This is a genomic window from Cohnella sp. (genome assembly GCF_041640265.1).
Taxonomy (GTDB): domain Bacteria; phylum Bacillota; class Bacilli; order Paenibacillales; family Paenibacillaceae; genus Cohnella.
Window position 1 is genome coordinate 31,421 of the sequence record NZ_JBEQAP010000038.1, and the last position, 22,599, is coordinate 54,019.

Sequence of the window (22,599 nt, forward strand, 5' to 3'; positions counted from 1 at the left end):
AGAATGGACTTGGTGAAAAAAACGTCATTTGTCGTTACTTTCTTAGTATTAGCATGGCCAGCAATCGTTGAAAACTTTCTACAGAGCATGGTCGGGTTCGTCGATAGCTTATTCATTTCCAAGCTTGGTCTAATAGAGGTGGCAGCTGTAGGCGTTACCAATGCGATATTACAAATCTATTTTGCCGTCTTTATGTCCGTGGCCACCGCTACCGCTGTATTTATATCAAGATCCATTGGAGAACAGGATAAGGAAAAATCGAAGGTGATCGTAAGTCATGCCCTTATATTAACCTCATGTATTGGAATCATCTTTGGCTTCCTCTCTTTTTTCTTTGCCTCTGATCTCCTGTCTTTAATGGGGGCGAGTGCTGCTGTTGTCGATGTTGGTAGTTCTTACTTCCGCATCATATCCATACCTTCCATTTTCATTGCTCTTGTTTTCACCATGGGTGCCATTCTAAGAGGAACCGGGGATACCAAAACACCGTTGCATGCAGGACTTTGGATGAATCTCATTCATATTGTCCTAGATTACATACTCATTTTCGGTTTGTTTTTCGAGGGCTTCGGCCTAACAGGTGCGGCGATCGCAACCGTCTTATCACGTATGATTGGAGTAGGTTTGTTATTGAGAGGAATGAATCGAAAAAATCTTCTTCCCCCATTAGACCTCCGGCTTTGGTCTATCCAAACCGATCTGTTCTTACGTATAGTTCGTATCGGTATACCCGCTATGTTGGAACGTTTGTTCATGCGGTCTGGCCAAATATTATATTTTGGCATGATTATTCGTATGGGTACAGACATTTATGCAGCACATACGTTGACAGGGAACTTCACCTTGTTTTCTACAATCGTAGGTAGCGGTCTTGCTGTTGCAACGACTACATTGATTGGACAAAATACCGGTTCTGGGAAGTTAGACCATGTGAAGAGGTATGGAAATATTGCTATCAGCCTTACATCAATCATCATGACCGGTGTACTCTTAATCGTTTGGTTATGTTCTTTTGGTGCAGCGGAATGGTTTACTACCAATTCAGAGGTTATTCATTTAATGATCGCAGTATTGTTGATCGATCTTATAGCTCAGCCTGCCACAGGGATTGTTACGTCATTGACAGCAATTCTACAAGCAGGGGGAGACACAAAGTACCCTATGTACGTCACTTGGATCGGTATTTGGGCAATAAGGACTCTGGGTGTTTACCTATTTGGGGTTTATTGGGGATGGGGGCTTATTGGGGCTTGGAGTGCAATTGCACTAGATAATTATATCCGTGCAGGAATATTATATTGGAGATACCGCTCCTTTAAATGGATTAAACCCATATAGTCCATTAATTACGAAAATGATTGACCAAGAATGGAAACCCGGCTATTATATTATCAAGTTCATAAGGCGATGGAGTTCGCCATAACCGCCGGAAACGGCTAATGACTCCTACCAGTGATTTTTCATGCTGGTAGGAGTCTGTTTGTTTTTCGGCATAAAACATAAAAGGGGTGCAGAGTAAACGTATGAAAAAATTACGATTGAGATGGGCTAGTTATTCTGAAAAATTTGTGCATTTGGCACTCCTCAGGGGATTCATTAAATGGATTATTCTAGGCAGTGGGGTTGGAGTATTGACAGGTACAGCCTCAGCTGTATTCCTTATCAGTTTGGATCATGTAACGAATCTTAGGATGCAATACCCATGGTTGTTGTATTTATTGCCCTTAGGAGGTGCTTTGGTCAGTTATCTTTATCTCAAATTCGGAAAAAACAGCGCTAAGGGTAATAATTTAATTTTGGAGCAAATCAATGAAGGCAATGAAACGATACCTCTTCGTATGGCACCACTTGTCTTGTTTGGCACTTTAATTACTCATCTATTTGGTGGTTCTGCCGGTCGAGAGGGCACGGCTGTACAAATGGGTGGTAGTTTGTCCGAATGGTTCGGAAGACTGTTGCGAATCAATGCCGTGGATCGAAAAATATTGTTAATCTGTGGGATCAGTGGCGGTTTTGGATCGATATTCGGAACCCCATTAGCCGGTACAGTCTTTGGTCTAGAGGTTCTTGCTATTGGAATCATTCGATATGAAGCTCTAATCCCCGCATTTGTTGCGAGCTTTGTAGGAAATTTGATTACAACCTCATTTTGGGGCGTTTCCCATATTCATTATCAGGTCGGAGAAATACCGGCTTTATCGTTCATCGTGATCATTAAAGTTGTATTTGCTTCTATTCTGTTTGGATTAACGAGTATTTTCTTTAGTGAATTAACCCATTTTCTAAAAAAATGGTACAGCCAAATTTTTAAAAACCCGATGATTAAAAGCGCTGTTGGTGGATTCATCGTTATTGGTTTGGTTTACTTACTCGGAACACGAGATTATTTAGGTCTGGGTATTCCCCTCATTCAAGACTCATTCGAAGAAGACGTTTCTCCTTTTGCATTCCTTTGGAAATTAGTCTTTACTTCGCTAACATTGGGATCTGGTTTTCAAGGTGGAGAGGTTACTCCATTATTTGCAATCGGGGCAACATTAGGTAACGCTCTGGCCGACATCTCACATTTGTACGGTCCTTTTTTAGCCGCATTAGGTTTTATTGCCGTGTTTTGTGGTGCAACCAACACCCCCATTGCTTGTTTTTTTATGGGAATTGAATTATTTGGCGCGAACGGTGGGGTCTATATGTTTATTGCTTGTATAGTAAGTTACTTGTTCGCTGGCCATACCGGAATCTACACATCCCAGCGAATAGGCATATCCAAATCACATTTTATTACGGTGCGAGAAGGGACAACCCTTGCATCAATCAGAGCTCAAGAGAAAAAGAACCTTCAAAAATTATAAAGAGGAGAGTTATTTTGAACGAAACGTAACCTTCCGGTTTGATTCGTTTGCTTGCTTGGATTCTTCCCGAAACATTTAAAACATGATATAATAAAGGAAATTGCATACGGGAACACTAGGAGGAGTCTGTTCAATGAACAGGCTCTTTCTGTGTTTTTTAGAGAAAGGATGGCCTCATGGAATTATTTTTTCAGTTAATGCTTATCATAATTGAGCACCAAAATTGCAGGAGATATTGCCGTAAGACTAGGACAACCATCGGTGTTAGGCAAACTCATTATTGGTGTTGTTATCGGACCCGCCGTACTCGGTTGGGTTCAAGATTCGGACGTCATCCAAGCGTTCAGTCATATTGGAGTTCTACTGCTTATGTTCATGGCCGGACTGGAAACGGATCTTAAAGAGCTTAATAACTCAACTTTCGCAGCTTGAAATCGGCAGATAAGCCTTGATGTAGTTGGGCAAAGCAACAATCCATTGCTGGAGTTGACGCTGAATTAAAGTGGTGATCTTCTTTCCAGCTTTTGTGGCGACTTCGTTGATCAAATCGACCAGTTGTTGCAATGCAACAGCCCAGTCAAGCGTACCGACTTCATCGCAAAGCAAATAAAACAGTCCTCCAAAAGACCGCTGGTCCGTACTCTGTCTATGTTGCCAAGCGAGCAGAATGTAGCGGGAGAAGACAATTGTCGTGTGACTGACAAGCAGGTCGTAGGATCGCCCCTGAAACTCTTTTTGCAAACGTAGGAGAGACTTGGCGCACTTGAAAAATACTTCGATCTCCCAGCGCATCCCGTAAATCCGGATGATCTCCTGGGCGGTCAAGGTTAGATCGGTCGAAAGGATCGCGAGCCACTCGTTCTTCTTGGAACGATGACGGACAAACACAACCGTCACCGGGATGCCGGGGGCAAGCTCCGCCCGAATCTGGCGAAGGATGTGGCGGTTCTTGCCTTCGAGACGCGGCGCAGTTGTGTACAGCGCCTTCAGGCAAAGTCTTTCGTCGCCCATGATGTAACGTTTGTTATCGTTCTTCACCATCCCGATCACATGCAGTCCCTGGCGTAGGACTTCCTTAATAAGCGGTGCATGTGTAAACCAACTGTCCATGAGCACAAATGAGGCTGAAACGCCTGACTGAATGGCACGGTCCAGCATGGCACCAATCACTTGAGGGGCAGAAAACAACGCTTCTTGACGGCGTTTGTAGCCGGAGCTGCGCTTGTCGATTCCTTCCATCATGCCGTTAATGCCGGACTTCGCGGAACTCAGCAAAGCAAAGTCTATAGGGATAAAGGAATGCCCGTCCGACCACCCCATTGTCAGCATGCGAAATCCTTTATAGAACGCGCCGGTCGCATGATCCTTGAATCGCGCCAGCATTTCGACAGCTTTGCTCCGGTTACGCTCGAACATGGAATCGTCAAAGATGAACGCCGTCTGTCGGCAGTCAGAGGTCAGTTTCTCGACTCGCTGAACGGTTTCGGTGCTCAGCGACAATAAAAATCGTCGCCACGCGTACCCGCTGTGATTCAAAAACCGGTAGATGGTATCTTTGCCGGGAAACGTCTCGCCTTTGTTGCTTTCCAGCAGACGAAACCAGTTCTTCTGGTGGAACAACAAGACAAATACAATACGAAACAAATAAGCACAGGTAAATCCAAATTTCTTTTTGAATCCCGCAGCATTCAAGTGTTTGAGGACTTTTAGTTCCTGAAAAGCCGGTTTGATTTCTTTTGGCAGTTGATCCAGTGGTTGCTTTTGCTCTATCATGTAGGAGACACCTCTTCTGTGTGGTAGTGGAAGCTCGACACTCTCACTTTACCAAACGAAGTGGTGTTTTTCTATTTCCGTCAAGCACTCTATTCAATCGATCTCAAACCCACGCTGTACCTGCCATTAATCCGATTTTGGCTCTGCGAAAGTTGAGTTAATAATAACCGTAATTCGTCCATTGCCGTTGCTGTAGGCGGTATTGTTCTGCCACTATTAGGTGGCTATATCACTGGAATCGTAATCGGTCTCGAGAATGGCTATGCTATATTTCTTGGCTTGTTGCTCTCGGCTACGTCCGTCAGCATTTCCGTTCAGACCTTCCGAGAACTGGGGCAGCTCAAAAGCCGCGAGAGTACGACCGTTTTAGGCGCCGCACTTGTCGATGACATTCTAGTCGTCATAACGCTTGCCGTCATGATGAGCTTTTTAACCACCGAGCACATCAGCATCAGCACGGTAATTTTAAAGAAAATTATACTTTTCGCTCTGGTGATTCTCTTGAGCTGGAAAATCGTTCCGTTTATCATGAACAAGTTCTCGCATCTCAAAATAACTGAGCCGGTTGTCAGCACCGCGCTGGTTATCTGTCTATTCTTCTCTTATGGCGGAGAATACTTGGGCATCGCTGGAATTATCGGGGCGTTCGCTGCTGGCATTGCCGTTTCAAGAACGGAATTTAAGCACGAGGTAGAGAATAAAATAGAGCCCCTCGCCTATGTCGTTTTTGTACCCGTTTTTTTCGTAAGCATCGGACTTTCCGTCTCCTTTGATGGATTTTTCAACCAACTCGGTCTCATAGTTGCGCTGACGCTTGTTGCTATTCTGACCAAGCTTATCGGCTCTGGACTTGGTGCTAGGCTAACCGGCTTTAACATGCATTCATCGCTTATCATAGGTTCCGGTATGGTTTCACGCGGCGAAGTCGCTCTGATTTTAGCCACAACCGGTTTAGGTGCAAATCTCCTTGACCAAAAATATTTTACAGCCCTAGTTATCGTCGTTATCCTCACAACCATAGCCACACCACCGTTACTCAAAGGCTTGTATAGTAAGCAATCAAAAAAGCAGCCAACGGTTAATTCATCAGTTAATAGAAATTAACATATATTTCCATTTGTTTGCGAGTGGTGACAACTACGTTGGTACTACCCCTAATAGCAGTCCTTATTGGACTGCTATTAGATCAGCTCTCCAAATAGCGATATAGCGTAGTTTTACTAATTCCTGTCTCTTCCTTTATTTGTGCAAGACTATATTTTTGACTTTGATACATATGAATGGCTCGTTTCACATTCTCATCGGGCTTTCGCGGACGGCCAGCCCTAATTCCTTTTTGTTTCGCCTCATATAATCCCTTTTTAGTATTCTCACTAATGACATCGCTTTGAAAATTCAATAAATGGTTTACGCTATCATGAAATGAATAGCCAGATGAATGGTTAGTATCTATGCCTTCGCCAACGGAATAAAGATAAGCTTGTTTTTGCCTTAATTGATTTAATAACTCGGCAAGGTGCCGTGTAGAATCGGCAAATGAGAACAACTTTGCAACCACAATTGTATCTCCTGATTGCAGTTCGTTTATCATTTTTTTTAACATTACTCTTTTTTTAGCAGACGAATGCTCCTCAGTGAAAAAACGATCACAGCCGAGTTCCATCAAAATCTCTAACTGGATTTTACAATTTACATCATCTTGATAAGGTCTCAAATAACCAATTAACATAACCATGCCCCCTTACAGCCAAAGACTTTATGAAAGCATAACACGAAAGAAAGGTCCAAAAAGGTTCCATTTTGGTCCTTTTGATGATAAAATGGCTTTGCCTACTACGGAACCTGACTTTTATGAGAGTTAAAAGTCACACTAAATTAAATAAGGAGTGGAAGTAAACGTGGTTGAAAAAATTAAAAGGGAATGGTTTTCCAACATCAGGGGGGACATACTTGCCGGTATTGTCGTCGCCCTGGCTCTCATTCCAGAAGCGATTGCCTTTTCCATTATTGCTGGTGTCGATCCCATGGTTGGTTTATATGCATCATTTTGTATCGCAGTTATTATCGCATTTGTTGGCGGTCGTCCAGGGATGATTTCCGCCGCTACCGGCGCAATGGCTCTATTGATGGTTCCTCTAGTAAAAGAATATGGATTACAATATTTGTTGGCCGCCACTATACTCACTGGGATCATACAGCTTATTTTCGGCGTACTCAAGATTGCAAAATTAATGAAGTTTATTCCTAGAGCAGTTATGATCGGATTTGTTAACGCGCTGGCCATTCTGATATTTATGGCACAGGTCCCTCATTTTGTGGGGATATCGACTATGACTTATGCTTTTGTAGCTATAACCCTAGTTATTGTATATGTATTGCCTAGATTTTTCAAAGCAATACCTGCCCCTTTGATTGCCATTATTATCCTTACAGCAGTAGCCATCTGGGGACATTTAGATTTAGGAACGGTTGGAGATTTGGGGAGAATCACTCAATCCCTGCCTTCTTTCTTTATTCCAGACATTCCGTTTAACTTTGAAACGTTACAAATCATCTTTCCTTACTCAATAGCTTTAGCCATCGTCGGATTATTAGAATCGTTGCTGACATCCTCTATTGTCGATGATATGACAGGCACCGAAAGCAATAAGAACAGAGAATCCAGAGGACAAGGAATTGCGAATATAGTTACTGGTTTTTTTGGTGGAATGGCAGGTTGTGCTATGATCGGACAGTCCGTAATCAATGTAAAATCAGGAGGACGCGGTCGATTATCTACTTTGGTTGCTGGTCTATTCCTCATATTCCTAATACTTGTATTAGGTGGGTTAGTTGTACAAATTCCAATGCCTGTACTAGTAGGAATTATGATCATGGTTTCGATTGGTACGTTTGATTGGTCCTCATTCTCATATTTGCGAAAAGCTCCAAAAACGGATGCCATTGTCATGTTGACTACCGTAATTATTGTTGTTGCAACGCATGATCTTTCCAAAGGCGTTATAGCCGGTGTTATTCTTAGCGCTATCTTCTTTGTGGCCAAGATTTCAAAACTAGAGGTTAGAAGACGACAGACCAGCAAAGAAATCGTATTTGAGGTAACGGGTCAATTGTTCTTTGCCTCTGTGGAAGGCTTCATAAAAGCCTTTGACTTTAATATCGCTGAGGATATAAATATTGTTATTGATTTCTCTCATGCACACATTTGGGACGACTCTGGCGTAGGCGCAGTAGATAAAGTAGTCATCAAATATCGTGAAAACAATTATCATGTCACGATTAAAGGACTAAATGCATCTAGTAAAAAAATTATAGATAAGTTAGCCGTATACCAAGATGCAAATGCTCAACTAAAAGCACACTAATGAAGGGAAGATGAATATGTATCAACGCATTTTACTCGCTGCTGATGGATCAAAAAACTCTATTCGAGCAGCCCAGGAGGCTGCGAAAATTGCATCCTTGATTCCAGATTCCACCGTTGAAATCCTATTTGTGGCGGACTTATCCAAAATTAAAAGTGAAGTCTTACATTCTCAAAATCATGAGGAAATAGAGTTGAAACGACATCAAAAGTTGCTCCCTATTGTAGAGCAACTTTCTTCTAAAAATGTCAAACATGAAACAAAGATTATTACCGGCGATCCTGGTCCAGCTATTGTAGAATATGCAAACAATGAAAAAGTGGACTTGGTCATTATAGGAAGCCGCGGGCTAAATGCCTTACAGGAATTTGTTTTGGGTAGCGTAAGTCATAAAGTGGTTAAGAGAGTACAGTGTCCAGTTATTGTTGTAAAATAATTGGTCCCATTATGTTGGGAGGGAGTTCGATTGAAGAGTAGAACAACAATATTGATAAGTTTTGAGATAGCTTTTACAAAAAGATGACTGGCATATCAAGTGGAGACATTAATATAAATTATGTTTTATTCAGATACGCTTAGCGTAAGGCTGTCAAGATTAAGAAGTATTTACTTCAGCCTTGACAGCCTCTTGTTTCAAGTCGCTATTCCCCAGGCTTCGTCGTCATCAGGCGATAAAGTTTCGTGTGTCGCGGAAACTTATCGTTAAACGGTACGAGGGAACTGCCGACCTTCATCAGACCATTCCCGGCGTCAACATTCGTAATATAGGACAGTTGCAGGTCCGAAATGTTGAGCAACTCGGCAAGCTCCATCCGGTCGGTACTGGCCTGATTCAGCATGACGATGAATTCACTGTTTGCAAGCATGGTGCGGGCTGTATGACTTTGTAGCAGATCGTCCACATTTTGCGTAATACCTGTGCAAAAAGCGCCATACTTTCGGACACGCTTCCAGAGCGTGAACAGAAAGTTGGCGCTGTATTCGTGCTGGAACAGAAGGTAGATTTCATCAATAAAGATAAACGTATTCTTGCCTCTAGCGCGATTTTGCGTAATCCGATTCAAGATGTTGTCGAGTACGACCAGCATGCCGATGGGAAGAAGCTGCTTGCCCAAGTCGAGAATATCATAGCAAATCAGCCGATTGTGGACGTTGACATTGGTCGATTGGGCGAACGTATTCAGACTGCCGGAAGTAAATAATTCAATGGCCAGCGCGATATCCTGCGCCTCCGGTTCTGCTTGCTTGAGCAGCTCCGCACGAAAATCCTGCAATGTCGGCGGCTGTCCCTTATAGTTGCTCCGCAAATACTTGCGGTACACAGCGGCGGTACAGCGATCGATGAGCGACTTCTCCTTGGCTCCAAGCTGATGTCCTCCGATTAACTGCTCGCACAACGACAGGACGAATTCCGATTTAAGAATGATCGGATTGGCTCCATCGCCATAATCCCGGTTCATATCCATCGCATTGATATGGTTCGACGAAGTAGCAGAAATATGAATCGTCTCGCCACCCAGCGCATTTACCAGAGCGGAATACTCCCGCTCCGGGTCAATCAGGATAATGTCGTCATCGCTCGCCAATATCTGATTGACGATTTCCCGTTTCGCGGCGAAGCTTTTACCGGAACCGGATACGCCAAGGATAAAGCTGTTTCCATTCAGCAGTTGCTTTCGATTGGCGACGATCATATTTTTGCTGATGACGTTTTGCCCGTAATAAATGCCGTCTGGATGCATGATCTCCTGCGCTCGAAACGGGATAAAGACAGCCGTACTTTCAGTCGTGAGCGTCCGCAAAGCATGAACCTTTCGCAGCCCATACGGCAGCACCGTGTTCAAACCATCCATTTGCTGATAGGAGAGCGTGGAAAACTGGCACAGATGCTTGCGGGCCGTCGTGAGCAATGTTTCCGTATCGCTATCAAGTTGTTCTTTGCTGTTCGCGACATGTACCATTGTAAGTAGTCCGAACATCATCCGCTGGTCGCGCGTGGTCAGGTCGCTAAGAAATTCCTTACTCTCCTTGCGCTGCTGCTCCATATCGTAGGGGACGACGGCGGAAAAGTTGTTGTTGCGATTTTGCCGTCGCTGCCAATTCGTAATGTTCGTTTCCACGCCGAGCAGTCGCTTCTCCACTTCGCGGACAGCTTCGTCGGTCGGAATCGGGATCACATCGAGCGACAGAAGCAAGTTGCGGTTCAAGTCGCACAGTTCGGCTACCATGCTGTCCTTGATGTAGCTGGCGTAATCACGCAGAAAGATGACCCGACCGTAGTATTCGCCCATCCGAAAATGATCTTTGGCAAACTCGAAGGTGTCCGGGCTAATGTAATCTTTGAAATCGTGTCCCTTCCGCATCATCTCCTGCATGTCGAAGCGAAAATCGGCTTCCTCTCCAATCCGGAAGAAGTCATGCAGAATACGCAGGCGGTCAGTCGCATCAAGCTCGGTACATTTCGAGCCGAGACGAGAGAAATGCGCCGTCAACTCCGTGCCGACCCGCGCGAAGTAATGGCGAGCTTCATCCACGTTCTTTTTAACCACGGAGATGGTGATGTATTTCTCTTGAATCGTCCCGTTGGTGTTGCCATCCGTTGCTTTTCCTAGCAACATGTCGTTGTACTCCTGCCGATACACATCCAGCTCATCGTGCTGGAGCGGAATAAGAATGGAACTTTCCACATCTGCCTGATTCAGCCGCCGATTGTGAATCGTAATTTTCGTCGTCGCGCCGCTATCAAACGAATTAAGCAATTCGGAGTAGGAAAGGAACATCGTCTCCTTGTCCTCTCTCGATGCGACAGCGTAATTTATGTCCGCGAAACGGAACGACTTCGAGAACTTGTTGCCGACAGCAAAAATCCCGTCCGGCCAGATGGCGCGGATCGGGATCGCTTGTTGTACGCTTTTGGGAATGACAGACCGCTCCTTGTCCTGCTTCATGGTGCGCCTGAGCGTCTTAATCATTGCGCTTCATCCTTTCTTGCTCACGCTTGTGCAGGCTTCCTTTTAGCGCTTCGTAGTATATGTTGGTCGAGCGGAAGACAAGCCGTCTTGGCATCAGAAACTCCGACTTCACATACGCCCACAATAGTTGCTCCGCCGTCATACCGTGATAGCGGATAAACCCGAGCGCGGCGCAGGGAGCTGCCCCCAATATGCACATCCAACTGAGCGTTTCCAGTCCGAAATGACTACGCAGCCCGAAATACAGTCCAATCGCCGCAGCGACCGCCAGAACAGAAAAAAAGAACTGCCGCAAGGACAGTCCGAAGAACAAGCTTTCCGTATAATCCCGGATTTCCCGGTTGATTTTCACTTCCACTTTTATCCCTCCCGGATGAGCAGTCTACGCCTCAGGCTCGTTGCGTTCAGGTTTGATCAGTGTGTCGTCATCAAATGGCACAGGATTGCTCAATAGTTCCACAGCAAGCTGAAAACCATCCTTCATCCCTTGTAAATATAACCACTCATTCATAATCGCTTGCTTAAAATGGTGTTTGTCCTCCCAAACATCAAATTCAGGCATGCGCTCCATATCCATACCAGCAAACAAGGATTGAAATGCTTTCTTTTCTTCAGCACGAACACGCTTTAGATCGGAATGATGTTCAATTCGTGCAGAAACGTAGTCCAATCGACCTTGAATAGCTGTTCGAAACCACGGTGGAATTTCCATTGCCTGCTTCCCCCCACAATTCTTATACCTTACCTGCTGCTTCCGCTTGGCTTTCATGTGATGATAGCGGGCTACTAGCTGATCGACCTTCTGACTTTGCTCTTGAAATGCTTGATGGCCGGATAAAGAAATGGATTGCTTTATTAACTGTTCACCAAGCGTATTCAGCTTTCGCCGCTCCTCTTCCATCTCTCTTAACAATTCGTCCATTTATCCATCCTCCCGTTTTTATTGTGAGAGCCGACATTTTTGAATGAAACATGGTGTATGTTAGAAGACTACATCGATAGTAAGTTTTAATCTCATTTATGTCAATTGTGTGCTTCTCCATAATGGGAGTTATAAACTCATCCCCTTTAAAGAGGTGACGCTTGATGATTGTTTACGATAAAAAGAAGGTGGGGCAACGCATTCGGAAGCAACGAGAGGCTTTGGAAATTTCTCGTGAACAACTGGCTGAACGAATTGGACGGGTCCCAAGATTTTGCGCCGATATTGAACGAGGTAAAGCCGGGATGTCCATTGAAACGATGTTCAGCATTTGCAATTTGCTCAAGCTTTCTCCTAATGAATTGCTTCTGGGTCAAGAGGAGAACGCCACACCTTACGATGAAACAGCATTGATTATGGCTGCGCTCAATCAATGCACAGAGAAGCAGCGTAAGGATGCTTTGGCGCTATTGAAGCTTTTTCTGACCGCAATCCGATAACACCCATCATTCACAAGGTGGTTACAGTCCCATCATTTCGCGCACGATGCGATCTGCCATCTTCACTGTACCTACGAGAACGAGCATATTGAAAATGAGTTCCCCGATATATGTCCATACCATCGTAACCGCGCCCGCATTAGCATCGACGGCTGGAGGAGCGGTAGCAAAGGCGGAGTAAATGATACACGCCAGTAAAATAATCGCGCCTTCCAGACAAGCTGCCGCGTATCCTTTCAGGAACGACTTGCCGATATTTTGGCTTGGCTCCCCCGCAAATGCGGACAGCGGAACGGGGGCTATTGCCGTATACAAATAGATACGGAAAAAGCGTCCGTACACCGAAAGGATCATCACAAAGGATAGCACCGTAATGAACAAACTGCCGAGAATGGTGACGATCCACAGCGGAATGCTATGCCAGAAGCCAACGTCTTCAATCGCTTGCGCTACCGTATCCGGCAAGGCCATAGCCTCTGTCGCTCCAAACCCGGAGCGTCCCATCATCGTTGAGATGATCCCCTGTACAATCGTAAAGAGAGCCATCATCAACTCCAGACCATAGGTTACGACCGCCTTGGCGAGCACAAAGCGGATAAACAGCTTGACGGCCATCTCCGGCCTTTTCACTTCCGCAAAGTTGCCGGTCGTCTTCACAACGCCAATCACAAAAAATAAGACCAGGAGTGCCAATCCCGTAGCTTGCAACGCACCGTGAATATCAATAATCACTCGCCATACGCCGCCGCCCTTAAAATCCGCTGGTGATTGGGTAACAAGATGCCAAATTTCATTCATCTTTTCGTTCCAGGTATCCAAGGCATTTTCGAGGTTGTCGATCACCCAACTGTTTTTTGACACATGCTCACCCCTTCCGTAAACGGGGAACAGACGAAACGTCCGCCCCCCTTCATGCAAAGCTTCAGGCTCATCCGGCAATCAGGGTAAGAATTTCCTTCGTAAACGTAATAATGACCCCTCCGGCGAGCGTCAGAAACCCGTTTGCGCGCTGAGAAGGGTCATGGGATTTTAGCGACAATCCAATTTGAACAATGCCGAAACCGAGAATAATCATGCCAATCGCACGGATTAAACCGAAGATAAAAGTAGACAGGTTGTTGACTGTCGTCATCGGATCGCCCTCTGCATAAGCAGTGGAGACGAATACAGTTCCCGTTAAGATCAGCACGATGTACAGGGCCAGCAGCCGTTTCGGTTTAATTTTAAAGTTAATAAATACCTTCGTAAAAATAACGACTCTACTTCTTCTTCCGAAAGAAGTTCATAATCCCCGTCTGCATGAAGGAACACGGATTGCCAGTCCAAAGCGTGTTCCGTGCCGCCATGCTGATAGGGAAGACCGTTACCATCCGTCGTGAGCGAGACATGAGGATGCCTGAGCAAATCATATTTGTCGTCTTGGACTGGATGTTCGCCACGGATAAAGAGCAGGCAAAAGCGGTTATCCAGCAACCTCACCTCGTCTGGTGTGAGCAATTCGCGGCCTGATTGCTGGTAGTTGATCGAGTAGCTGCCGTTTCTCCCCTTGCTCTGGCCGTAGGTATTGGTATCAATCGTTTCCTTGCCAAGCAGCTCCGAGACGTATTTGTGGGTAGACTGTTCGTTGCCGCCCAAGTACAAAAATTCGTCGCAGTTGCCCACAATCGATTCCCATGCATCCTTGTACAGCGCCTTGAGTTGCGCTAAATTTTGCAAAATGATAGAAACGGAAATTTCCCGGCTGCGCATCGTGGAGAGCAGCTTGTCAAATTCGTCGGGAAGCGCTACATTGGCGAACTCGTCCATGACAAAGTGAACATGAACCGGCAGGCGTCCGCCATGCCGATAGTCCGCCTCGTACATCAAGCATTGAAAAAGCTGCGTGTAGAGCATGCCGACAATGAAGTTGAAGATGCTGTCGTTATCGGGAATGACGGCAAACATCGCCGTCTTCTTCTCCCCCATAACGGGCAATTCCATTTCGTCGACCATGCTCATCCCCGCAATCGTATGCAAATTGAACTTCTCCAATCGAACGCCGAGGCCAATTAAAATGGACTTGGCCGTCTTGCCCGCCGCCAGCTTGAAAATGTTGTACTGCTTGACGGCAAGGTGTTCCGGATCGCGCATGGCCAGCCGCTCGAATAGTTCATCGAGCGGGCTTTGGTACGTTTCGTCCTCCTCCCGCACCTCCGCAGCCGCGATCATTTCCATGACCATTGGGAAGTTTTGCTCCTCGGGCGGTGCTTCATATAGGAGGTATAGCACGAGCGCTTCCAGCAAGGCGGTCTCGGATCGCTCCCAAAAGGGATCGTTGGTATTGCTGCCCTTCGGTGTCGTATTGCGGATCAGATTGGTGACCAGTTTGAGAACATCCTTGTCGTCTTGCAAATAGGCGAATGGATTGTAGCCATGCGAACGTCGTGGATTGATGAGATCCAGCACCTTGATGTCATAGCCTTCGGACTTGAGTAGATGCCCGGTATCGCGCAAAATTTCGCCCTTGGGGTCGAGCACGACAAAGGACGTATGCGCCTGCATAACGTTCGGCTTGGCGTAAAACCGCGTTTTGCCGGACCCGGAACCGCCGACGACAAGAACATTCAGGTTCCGGCGATGCTTGCGGCCATCCAAGCCGATGCGTACCTGCTGCGTCAGAATCTTGTTTTGTTCCGGTTGCTTGTCGCGATACTTGGCATTTATCCGTCCGGCCTTGCCCCATCGTGCGCTGCCATGCTCTTCGCGCCGCCGATAGTTGCGCGGGGACGCCAAGTAGATGCCGACCGAAATCCCATAAATCAACGTGAACAGCAACAAGCTTCGCGGCGTATCCTCGACCCATTGAATCTGGAAGGGATTGTTAATCGCCTCGCTGAGATACAGCAGAAGTGCCGGTAATCCCTTTGACAAAGCGGGGGCGGCAAGCAGCGCCGCCCACACGACCGGAATAAAAAAAACCGCAAAGAGTAAAAGATTACTCCTTGCGGTTTCAGCGCGCCGCATGATGACTCCGGCGCTTTATTTTTTGATAGGGAGCGTCAATCGCTTTGAGCAGTAAATCGTCAACAGGATCGGTCGGCCGCTGCTGGCCGATCAAGTCGTTGCGGAGCGCATTCAAGGCGTTGATGACAATGCCATGCTCGTAATGATCCATTCTCAGGATGCGTTCTTCCTCTTTCATCGCCACTCCTCCCAACAGAAAAATGAAAAGCATGCCACGACTAGCGGGTGGAATCGCTGAGATTCGGTTGCTGCTGTCGTTGCTGGGCCAGCATACGGTGCATACGACGGGAAATGTCGTGTGCCGCATCCTTCATCACCGTCAGCTCGGCGCGAATATGCTGTGGCTCCAACTCCTTGAGCCGTTCGTGAACCCGGCCGAAGCGGAAAGAAGCCGTCTCGACGCCGAACTTTTTGCATAGCATATACGCAGCGCAATAAGCTTGGAAATTGTAATGGGAGCGGCTGTAGTCGTTATGGCCGCGATCAATCTCCGCATGCGCCAACTCCTGTGCGAGCGCCCGAAAAATGTCACTGGCCCCAAGCCCGCGACGTATCACGATGTTTCGCGTATCCGGCTGATAGAGCGCATGAACCTCCGCAGGCAAGGCATCTCCAATCGTAATCGCAACAGGTGAGCGGTCCATCAATGCCTTGATGCGCGTGCGGTCATCCGGGTAGATCGGCGATTCCTTTTTCGGTGCGGTTGTTTGCGCAACATCGAACATCTTCTTGGGGTTGTAGCTGATTGCGGTACTCCCATCTTCTCGCTTGTATTCCTCGCCTGGCTCCAAGAAGTAAAATCCGGATTCCTTGCGACGGATATAGACGCCTTGTTCTTTCCAGCTATCAAAATCAGCAATGCGAGTGGCATCCGGGCGCTGCGCGAAAATAAGCAGCGCATTCGCGACGCTGTAGAGATCAAAACGGCTTTGTACGTCCAGATAATGCTGAAATTGTTCGCCGTTTTGCGCAATGGCGGCTGTGGCAGTATCAATCGTCTCATACGTCCACTGCCGCAGTTCTTGCTTTTTTTGCGCCCACGCTTCTTTGTCGAACGGCTGCTCACGCTGACCGGAGGCCGTCGTGACTTGGGGCTGGAATAACTCGTCCAGTTCGCTCATTTCGATTTCCCTCGCTTTCGACTCCCGGCCATCGGAACGGATGCTTTACTGCCGGACGCCGAATTCCCGCGATCTCTGCGCTTAGGCAACGACGGTTCCTGCACCTGCTGCCGCCGTCTGCTCTCTGCCGCCCGGTTTTCCTCCCGAATTTCACGCAGCAATTGGCGGACGGACACTTTTTCCTTCGGCTTTTCAGGGTCAATCGTAACCCTTTCGTATGCCGCGCTGCGCTCGGAGGTAGGCGCGGACGGAGAGGATGGTTCCGTTGTCCTCTCCTCCTGTGTCGGCGGGAGGGGAAGCGGACGCTCCGGTTCCGTTCGCTCGACCTCCCACGCCTCGGCCGCCGGTTGATCGGTTCCCTGCTGCTCGTTTACCGGCTGCACCTCCGCCGCCGGCTCGGGCTTTCCCAACAGATCGTCCAAAAAATCTTCGCTCACTACCGCTCCCTCATTTGAAGCTGGCGACTCGTTGGCTCCTTCTTCGGGTGTCCCGGCATGTTGCTCCGGTGGTTGCGCCGCCCCTTCACGCTCGACCGACTGCTTCTCGCTGCGGGATTTCACAATCTCCTGCTTGATGCTGGCCGTATCTACGGTCGCCAGCTTGAAGCGTTCAACGATTCGGTTGATCTTGGACGCATCCTCGGCCCGTACCATGACGTCGCAAAGCCCGTCCACATTTTTCTTGTCACGCAGCGCGCAATAGAGGACACCATACCGCTTCGCTTCTTTGCAAAAAGTCGGCAAGTCTTCATTTCGCACCGCAAATACCTTCAGTTCCTTGCCACTGCGCAGCAAGCTTTCCAGACGAATGCGGCCTCTTGTTCGCTTTTGCCCTTGCAGGGCGGCGAACAAATAAACAGCCAGATGCTTCGCGCCTTCACCGGAAATTTTCGCCATGACCTCAATGCCACGGAGACTCATACTGACGACCTGATCGGCCGCCTCGGTTCCACTGCTCATGGACATTGGCCTCCCTTCGTGTCGATTGGTCTTCCTCGTTACGTTGCAGCTTGTTTGCCAGTTCGTCGGATCGGGCAAGGATGCCCGTACAAAGCCTCACCTCCTTTCGGAGCTTCGCGAGCCGTCGGGAAAGTTCAGCAATTTGCGATTTGTACAGCTCTATTTGCTCGGGATGCTGGCAACGGCGAAGGCGGTTGTACAGCATTTTGCGGGAGCCGTATCCTTGTTTCAACTCCGTTTGCAGTCCTTCAAGATAACCCGTCAATTGATCCGTAGTGGAAATACGATGCCGACATAGCAGCTTGGTCTGCTCCGTGATGGCCTTCAGGTGTCGCAAGTCTTCACGCAATAAAAAAGACGTCCGTTTACGGGACGCGCGGGAACGGGGCAGAATACCCATCTTGAATAAGTAACGTAGATACAAGGCTTGCAGACCGCTAAATCTGCGTCCGATGTGTACGGTGCTGCGAACGATGACTGCTCGCCTGCGCCGCGGCATCGGCATGGGTGGCTGACGCTGCGGTAACTGGTTTTGCAGAATGCGTTGCTTAATCGCATGCTCCGTGTATTCGTCGCCAAGACTACGCAATCGAACAAACCGCTCTTTGCCCGGCGGACGTACCGCCAAATGCTTTACGTTCGACTTTATTTCATAACCCTGCTTTTGAAGGATCGTGAAGAATTGCGTCATCGTCATGCCAGCGGCGATAGCGGCGTCGATGTCCTCGCGAATCAAACCACGCCAGGTCGGCTTGTTTTCCTGCTCCGCTCGCCACTCTCCGTAATGCTTGGCCTTACCCGGCTCCGGCTGCTCAATGACCGATAAGGCATGCTCCCTGCACAGTCGATCGGATGTTTGCCGCATCAGCGTGTAAGAGGCTTTGTTATCGTAATAGCGGTTACCATCCAGAAACGACACCGAGTTTAAGACGAAGTGATTGTGCAGATGCTCCTTGTCCAAATGGGTTGATACCACGATTTCAAAGCGTTCCCCCCATAATTCCTGCGCCAGTTTGACGCCAATGGCATGTGCCATTTCCGGCGTCGTTTCGCCCGGTGCAAACGCCTGATACCCGTGAAAAGCCACAATGCCATCGGTCTTTTGAAATTGTCGTTTGGTTCGCTGCATTTGCTCGTAAGCGGTAAGAGGATCGCAATTGATCCCGCTCACGTAAAGCTGTTTTTCTGTTTTGGCATCCGCACTGGTATAGGCGAGCACCTTCTGCAAGTCATCATGCTCTTCACGTGCTTGATCGGTCTTATCAGGATTGGTGGCGTAATCCAGCACGCGCTTGAGACGGTCGGTAACGTCCCATATTGCGGTTGTCGCCATATGTGCTGTCCCCTTTACGGCGGATGTACGTTAGGATTTCCTTGTGGTACGTTTCTCGGTTCCGGTGCTGTCACGGCCTGTTGAATCTGCTGGACAGCGCGGCGTAAGTGATCAGCCTCCTGCTGAAAAGCTCCCCGATCCAGATGACCGGTCGCATGCGCCTTCGCGGCCAATTGGTTAAGGTTATTGCCGATAGCGTGCAACTCACGCATCATCGCGAAATAGTCCGGTGGCGGCATCGCCTTCGGAACATAGCCATTAATCAGAGATCGAATGTAACCCTCCTGTGAAAGTCCCGATTTTTTCGCACTCGCCTGAAGTCTTGCGTTTTCATCATTGTTCACCCATACCTGAATGCGGATCGCTCGTCTTCTCATATTTTCACTTCCTTCTTCAAAGGAAATAGCCCGAATGAAACGCTAAATGGTTTCTGGCGTTCCTGAAAAATACCGATCCTTGTTGAAACCTATATTCTCGATAAAACAGCGTGCTGTTGAGATAGGGGTATTAGGGGCTTGCCCCTAACAAGCGAATTTGGGAGACCAAATTCAGTGCTTGCTGCAACACGAGACATTCGTCTCGCGTCGCCCTGAAAGGCACCTGCCGGGAAAAAGGGGAAGGGCATCGAAAAGACGAAAGACGCTGATCGCTCAGCGTCTTCGTGTAAAACGTTATGGTGGTTGGCTTCCATCAACGTTCCTTGTTTATTGCCCGGCGTAGATTGGTCATCACCGTTTGATGGTCTAAACGTGTCGGATCGTTTCTTTGCGCTTCTTCCTCTGCCTCCAAAAGTGCTTTTTCAATCTCCTCAGCAAGCTCATTATTGTCCTGTTCGCTCATGCCCTACCTCCTTGGAATCAGAATTTTGAAGCCACCTCTATTTTCACCCGACACTGCGCTGAATACCATTGTACCGAGCGATGCTAACGAGTTGGCTGCTCGCGCACTTTACGATAAATCATCAGGTCATCGTTAACGTCTTTCCTGATTGGCGGTTCATCTGAAATCTCGTAAGATTGGCTGAGTATTTGCTGAATCATTACTGTCGCAGAACGGCCAGGTTCGTCGTTGTCCAAATGAAGCACCATGCGCTCCACTTCCGGATAGCTTTGCAAATAGTTGGTGAGTGCAGCCGGTGCAGTGCCTTTATCCTTTTTTTCTTTTGGGCTGTATATCCCGGCCAACGATAATTGATGCGATTGTCGCCAGTCCTTCCCGGAGATTGCAGCAAGGGTGCAGTACGATAATAGGTCAATTGCGCTTTCAAACAAATGCAACTCGGAGCCGTTGTCATCGGCTGGTATAGCGAACGAATACCGTTTATCGCTGCCTGGCGCTTCACCCATGTAGCGAGCTTTGGTTGTCCCGCGAATCGCCGCATAACGCGGAGCGCCTGTCAAATCAAATCCCACAAAGACCGCGTTATGGTACATTCTGCTTTCGTACAGGCGTCCCGAGTCGAGACAAAAATCGATTACGTCGCGGGAAATGCCGCGTTTGCAAAGATAAGCAATAACACGATTTGAAGTCTCATACGGTTCGGGAAGCTCCAGCCGCGCAATTGAAGAAACGATTGGCGCAGCCGAAGATATATAGACGGGTGAATTATCGTCAATTTGCAATACCGCATCGGGAAACGATAGGCCACGTACCTTAATGAGATAATCTAGCGCCGAGCGCCCGCCAATCCCTCGCGACCACCAGAACCATTTGCCGTTAGAGATTTTAAGGCTGTCGTGAGTTCGAGTTGAATAGACATTGCGCGAGCACCGTACAAGTTCGTAAGGTTCGAAGCATTGCAGGTAAGTGAGCAGGTCCAATTGCTTTGCACGTTCGATTTGTTCTTTGGTGACGTAGCTCATAGCCTCACTCCTTTCGAAAAAATAAAAAGCCTGTTTGCGCTCCATCAACAACAGGCTTTCATTGTCGTATAGATTACCTCAACAAATAACAGGGAAACGATCAGCCATTTCATCGAACCGGGCTCTCCGCCTGTAGTTTAAACGATGATTCCATCGTTGCCAGGAGGACACGAACGTATCAGCCGGTTAGCGTTCACGATTGACAGCCTTTCGCTCCGGCAGCTCAGGTTCTTCATCCGACACGCTGTCCACGGCTTCGTTTTCCCTTTTGTCCATGTTCAGCAGCACATTTAACTCCGCGAGCCGCGCGGACTTCGTTTGCAATTCCTGCTCCTGCTTGAACGGTGCCTCGATCTGCTCCTTCGCCGTTACCATCTGTTGCTTGAGTGTTGCGAGCTGGTCACGGCAATAGGCGAGCTTATTCGGCAAATCCGACAAGGTGTTGTTTATTCGACTCATATTGCCGCCTGCATCCGGTCCTAACGTAATCGTATGGCCCAAAGCGCCGCGCAGCGTCACCTTGTATTCCTTTGCAAAGCTATCAAACGATAGCCATAAGGAAAAGCCCATGTAACTGCCTGCATCCTGCGGATCGGGAGAGGTCATGCCCTTGTAGGCTTCCAGCAGGGCAGCGCCCGCCGTAGCACGTTCCGAGTAGGTGTAATCTTTGATGGTCATACCGGGAAAACGGGAATCGTCGCTGCTAGCCTTTTCCGACGCTTGGGCGCGCATGAACAAGGCCACGTCCTGCTCATACCCAGCAATGCGTTCCTCCGTTGACTTGAACTGTTGCGGCAGCATTTTGAGCAGCCGATCCTCCAGCGCATAACGCTGGCTTAAATGATTCGCCTTGAGCAGCTTGAGCTTGGATACCTGGATGTCGAGGTCCATCTTCTCCTTGATGTACGGATTTCCGGTCGCCAGCGCTTTAACTTCAGCATAGGACAAAGCCGTCTCATCAATGTCCTCGGCAGAACGAACCGGCGATTTGCTGGTCATGATCTGCGAGATAAACCGCTGCTTGTTCTCCAGCGTTTGATAGAGGTAAGCGTCAAACGTGTTCTCTGTGACATAACGGAAGATGTGAACCTCGCTGTTCTGGTTGCCTTGCCGAATAATCCGCCCGCTGCGCTGCTCCAGGTCGCGTGGTCGCCACGGACAATCGAGGTCATGAAGCGCGATCAACTTGGTCTGAACGTTCGTTCCCGCACCCATCTTAAACGTCGATCCGAGCAATATGCGAATCTGTCCCGTTCGCACCTTGGCAAACAGTTCCTTCTTCTTCACTTCTGTATTGGCGTCGTGAATGAAGGCGATCTCCTCAACCGGAACGCCTTTCTCCGTCAGTTTTCGCCGCAGCTCGTCGTACACATTAAAGGTTCCGTCCTGCTTAGGAATGGAAAGGTCGCAAAAGACCAGCTGCGCGAGCCGCTGATCCCGACTGTCGGCCCATTGCCGAAAGACGTTATCCGCGCAGGCGCTTACTTTACTGCCTTCGTCATCGGGTAGCATGGCGTTTGCCAGCCGCTGATCGAGGGCCAGCTTGCGTCCGTCGTTGGTGATCTTGAGCATGTTGTCTTCATGCGGCTCTACTCGCTTCGCTCGCACCAGTTCGGCGCGGCTGGCGAGATCCGCGACCATCTCACGCTGAAAATCGCTCGGCGGAACAGCGACGTTGTGGAAGTGGGCTTTGGGAACCGGAAGCTGGAGCATATCCGCTGTCTGAATGTCCGCCACTTCCTTAAAGACGTTCATCAGCTCCGGCAAATTATAAAAACGGGCAAACCGCGTTTTCGCGCGATAGCCCGTTCCTTCCGGTGCAGTTTGTCAAGGAGGTTATAACTCAAATGAAACGGGCACCGGTCGCCCAATGCCCCATATAGGGGCAGTACCAGCGAAGCTGACACCACCCGCAAAGTAAATCACAACCAAATATCAAG

21 protein-coding genes, 2 pseudogenes and 1 riboswitch are annotated in these 22,599 nt (G+C 48.2%); of the genes and pseudogenes, 7 read left to right on the forward strand and 16 right to left on the reverse strand.

Going from position 1 to position 22,599, the window contains the following annotated elements; translation table 11 throughout:
• The first annotated feature begins 12 nt into the window (after nucleotides 1–12).
• The 3 genes and pseudogenes from ACESLK_RS21840 to ACESLK_RS21850 all read left to right on the forward strand — a co-directional run.
• Nucleotides 13–1,338: an MATE family efflux transporter gene (locus ACESLK_RS21840; protein ID WP_373231849.1), complete on the forward strand. Its 1,326-nt coding sequence runs from the start codon at nucleotides 13–15 to the stop codon at nucleotides 1,336–1,338.
• Nucleotides 1,339–1,394: 56 nt separating this feature from the next.
• Nucleotides 1,395–1,456: riboswitch (Fluoride riboswitch) on the forward strand.
• A 67-nt stretch (nucleotides 1,457–1,523) separates the two neighbouring features.
• Nucleotides 1,524–2,849 (forward strand): voltage-gated chloride channel family protein, encoded by a 1,326-nt coding sequence (locus ACESLK_RS21845; RefSeq protein WP_373231830.1) that lies wholly within the window; start codon nucleotides 1,524–1,526, stop codon nucleotides 2,847–2,849.
• A gap of 176 nt (nucleotides 2,850–3,025) precedes the next feature.
• A pseudogene (locus ACESLK_RS21850) lies at nucleotides 3,026–3,275 on the forward strand (cation:proton antiporter); the annotation flags it as partial.
• Here the strand turns inward: ACESLK_RS21850 and ACESLK_RS21855 are convergent.
• Nucleotides 3,264–4,622 (reverse strand): IS4 family transposase, encoded by a 1,359-nt coding sequence (locus ACESLK_RS21855; RefSeq protein ID WP_373231831.1) that lies wholly within the window; start codon nucleotides 4,620–4,622, stop codon nucleotides 3,264–3,266. The pseudogene ACESLK_RS21850 and the gene ACESLK_RS21855 overlap by 12 nt on opposite strands.
• A gap of 156 nt (nucleotides 4,623–4,778) precedes the next feature.
• Between ACESLK_RS21855 and ACESLK_RS21860 the strand changes: the two are divergent.
• Nucleotides 4,779–5,726: pseudogene (locus ACESLK_RS21860) on the forward strand (cation:proton antiporter); the annotation flags it as partial.
• An 82-nt stretch (nucleotides 5,727–5,808) separates the two neighbouring features.
• Here ACESLK_RS21860 and ACESLK_RS21865 read toward each other — a convergent pair.
• Nucleotides 5,809–6,351, reverse strand: coding sequence for a recombinase family protein (locus ACESLK_RS21865; protein WP_373231832.1), 543 nt, complete (start codon nucleotides 6,349–6,351; stop codon nucleotides 5,809–5,811).
• 169 nt (nucleotides 6,352–6,520) lie between these two features.
• Between ACESLK_RS21865 and ACESLK_RS21870 the strand changes: the two genes are divergently transcribed.
• A complete protein-coding gene (locus ACESLK_RS21870) occupies nucleotides 6,521–7,987 on the forward strand; it encodes a SulP family inorganic anion transporter (protein ID WP_373231833.1) in 1,467 nt (488 codons plus the stop codon).
• A 16-nt stretch (nucleotides 7,988–8,003) separates the two neighbouring features.
• Nucleotides 8,004–8,423, forward strand: a complete 420-nt coding sequence (locus tag ACESLK_RS21875; protein ID WP_373231834.1) for a universal stress protein — start codon at nucleotides 8,004–8,006, stop codon at nucleotides 8,421–8,423.
• 205 nt (nucleotides 8,424–8,628) lie between these two features.
• Here ACESLK_RS21875 and ACESLK_RS21880 read toward each other — a convergent pair whose 3' ends face one another.
• Genes ACESLK_RS21880 through ACESLK_RS21890 form a run of 3 tightly spaced genes read right to left on the reverse strand, consistent with a single transcriptional unit; the run spans nucleotide 8,629 to nucleotide 11,881 of the window.
• Nucleotides 8,629–10,959, reverse strand: coding sequence for a VirB4-like conjugal transfer ATPase, CD1110 family (locus ACESLK_RS21880; protein WP_373231835.1), 2,331 nt, complete (start codon nucleotides 10,957–10,959; stop codon nucleotides 8,629–8,631).
• Nucleotides 10,952–11,311: a PrgI family protein gene (locus tag ACESLK_RS21885; RefSeq protein WP_483862624.1), complete on the reverse strand. Its 360-nt coding sequence runs from the start codon at nucleotides 11,309–11,311 to the stop codon at nucleotides 10,952–10,954. Before ACESLK_RS21885 ends, ACESLK_RS21880 begins: the two co-directional genes overlap by 8 nt.
• A gap of 30 nt (nucleotides 11,312–11,341) precedes the next feature.
• Entirely contained in the window at nucleotides 11,342–11,881 is a 540-nt protein-coding gene (locus ACESLK_RS21890; RefSeq protein WP_373231836.1) for a hypothetical protein, read from the reverse strand.
• 164 nt (nucleotides 11,882–12,045) lie between these two features.
• Here ACESLK_RS21890 and ACESLK_RS21895 point away from each other — a divergent pair, with 164 nt between their 5' ends.
• Entirely contained in the window at nucleotides 12,046–12,381 is a 336-nt protein-coding gene (locus tag ACESLK_RS21895) for a helix-turn-helix domain-containing protein (protein ID WP_373231837.1), read from the forward strand.
• A gap of 21 nt (nucleotides 12,382–12,402) precedes the next feature.
• Here the strand turns inward: ACESLK_RS21895 and ACESLK_RS21900 are convergent, their stop codons facing one another.
• The 11 genes from ACESLK_RS21900 to ACESLK_RS21950 all read right to left on the reverse strand — a co-directional run bounded on the left by ACESLK_RS21900 (nucleotide 12,403) and on the right by ACESLK_RS21950 (nucleotide 22,426).
• The gene (locus tag ACESLK_RS21900; protein ID WP_483862625.1) at nucleotides 12,403–13,242 is read right to left on the reverse strand and encodes a VirB6/TrbL-like conjugal transfer protein, CD1112 family; all 840 of its coding nucleotides are present in this window, start codon (nucleotides 13,240–13,242) and stop codon (nucleotides 12,403–12,405) included.
• Between the two features lie 67 nt (nucleotides 13,243–13,309).
• Entirely contained in the window at nucleotides 13,310–13,570 is a 261-nt protein-coding gene (locus ACESLK_RS21905) for a glutamyl-tRNA amidotransferase (RefSeq protein ID WP_380029462.1), read from the reverse strand.
• Entirely contained in the window at nucleotides 13,564–15,384 is a 1,821-nt protein-coding gene (locus ACESLK_RS21910) for a VirD4-like conjugal transfer protein, CD1115 family (RefSeq protein ID WP_373231839.1), read from the reverse strand. The genes ACESLK_RS21905 and ACESLK_RS21910 overlap by 7 nt, the downstream gene beginning before the upstream one ends.
• Nucleotides 15,371–15,562 carry a hypothetical protein gene (locus ACESLK_RS21915; protein WP_021877380.1) on the reverse strand — a complete coding sequence of 64 codons (192 nt, stop codon included), beginning with the start codon at nucleotides 15,560–15,562 and terminating at the stop codon, nucleotides 15,371–15,373. Before ACESLK_RS21915 ends, ACESLK_RS21910 begins: the two co-directional genes overlap by 14 nt.
• Before the next feature lie 40 nt (nucleotides 15,563–15,602).
• Nucleotides 15,603–16,505, reverse strand: coding sequence for a hypothetical protein (locus tag ACESLK_RS21920; protein ID WP_373231840.1), 903 nt, complete (start codon nucleotides 16,503–16,505; stop codon nucleotides 15,603–15,605).
• A complete protein-coding gene (locus tag ACESLK_RS21925) occupies nucleotides 16,502–17,464 on the reverse strand; it encodes a PcfB family protein (protein WP_069202417.1) in 963 nt (320 codons plus the stop codon). The genes ACESLK_RS21920 and ACESLK_RS21925 overlap by 4 nt, the downstream gene beginning before the upstream one ends.
• Nucleotides 17,406–18,797, reverse strand: a complete 1,392-nt coding sequence (locus ACESLK_RS21930) for a relaxase/mobilization nuclease domain-containing protein (protein ID WP_373231842.1) — start codon at nucleotides 18,795–18,797, stop codon at nucleotides 17,406–17,408. Before ACESLK_RS21930 ends, ACESLK_RS21925 begins: the two co-directional genes overlap by 59 nt.
• Nucleotides 18,798–18,811: 14 nt before the next feature.
• Nucleotides 18,812–19,174 (reverse strand): plasmid mobilization protein, encoded by a 363-nt coding sequence (locus ACESLK_RS21935; protein WP_373231843.1) that lies wholly within the window; start codon nucleotides 19,172–19,174, stop codon nucleotides 18,812–18,814.
• Nucleotides 19,175–19,487: 313 nt separating this feature from the next.
• Nucleotides 19,488–19,637, reverse strand: a complete 150-nt coding sequence (locus ACESLK_RS21940; RefSeq protein ID WP_373231844.1) for a hypothetical protein — start codon at nucleotides 19,635–19,637, stop codon at nucleotides 19,488–19,490.
• A gap of 83 nt (nucleotides 19,638–19,720) precedes the next feature.
• Nucleotides 19,721–20,659, reverse strand: a complete 939-nt coding sequence (locus ACESLK_RS21945; RefSeq protein ID WP_373231845.1) for a DUF3991 domain-containing protein — start codon at nucleotides 20,657–20,659, stop codon at nucleotides 19,721–19,723.
• 186 nt (nucleotides 20,660–20,845) lie between these two features.
• Nucleotides 20,846–22,426: a helicase-related protein gene (locus tag ACESLK_RS21950; protein ID WP_373231846.1), complete on the reverse strand. Its 1,581-nt coding sequence runs from the start codon at nucleotides 22,424–22,426 to the stop codon at nucleotides 20,846–20,848.
• Nucleotides 22,427–22,599: the final 173 nt, after the last annotated feature.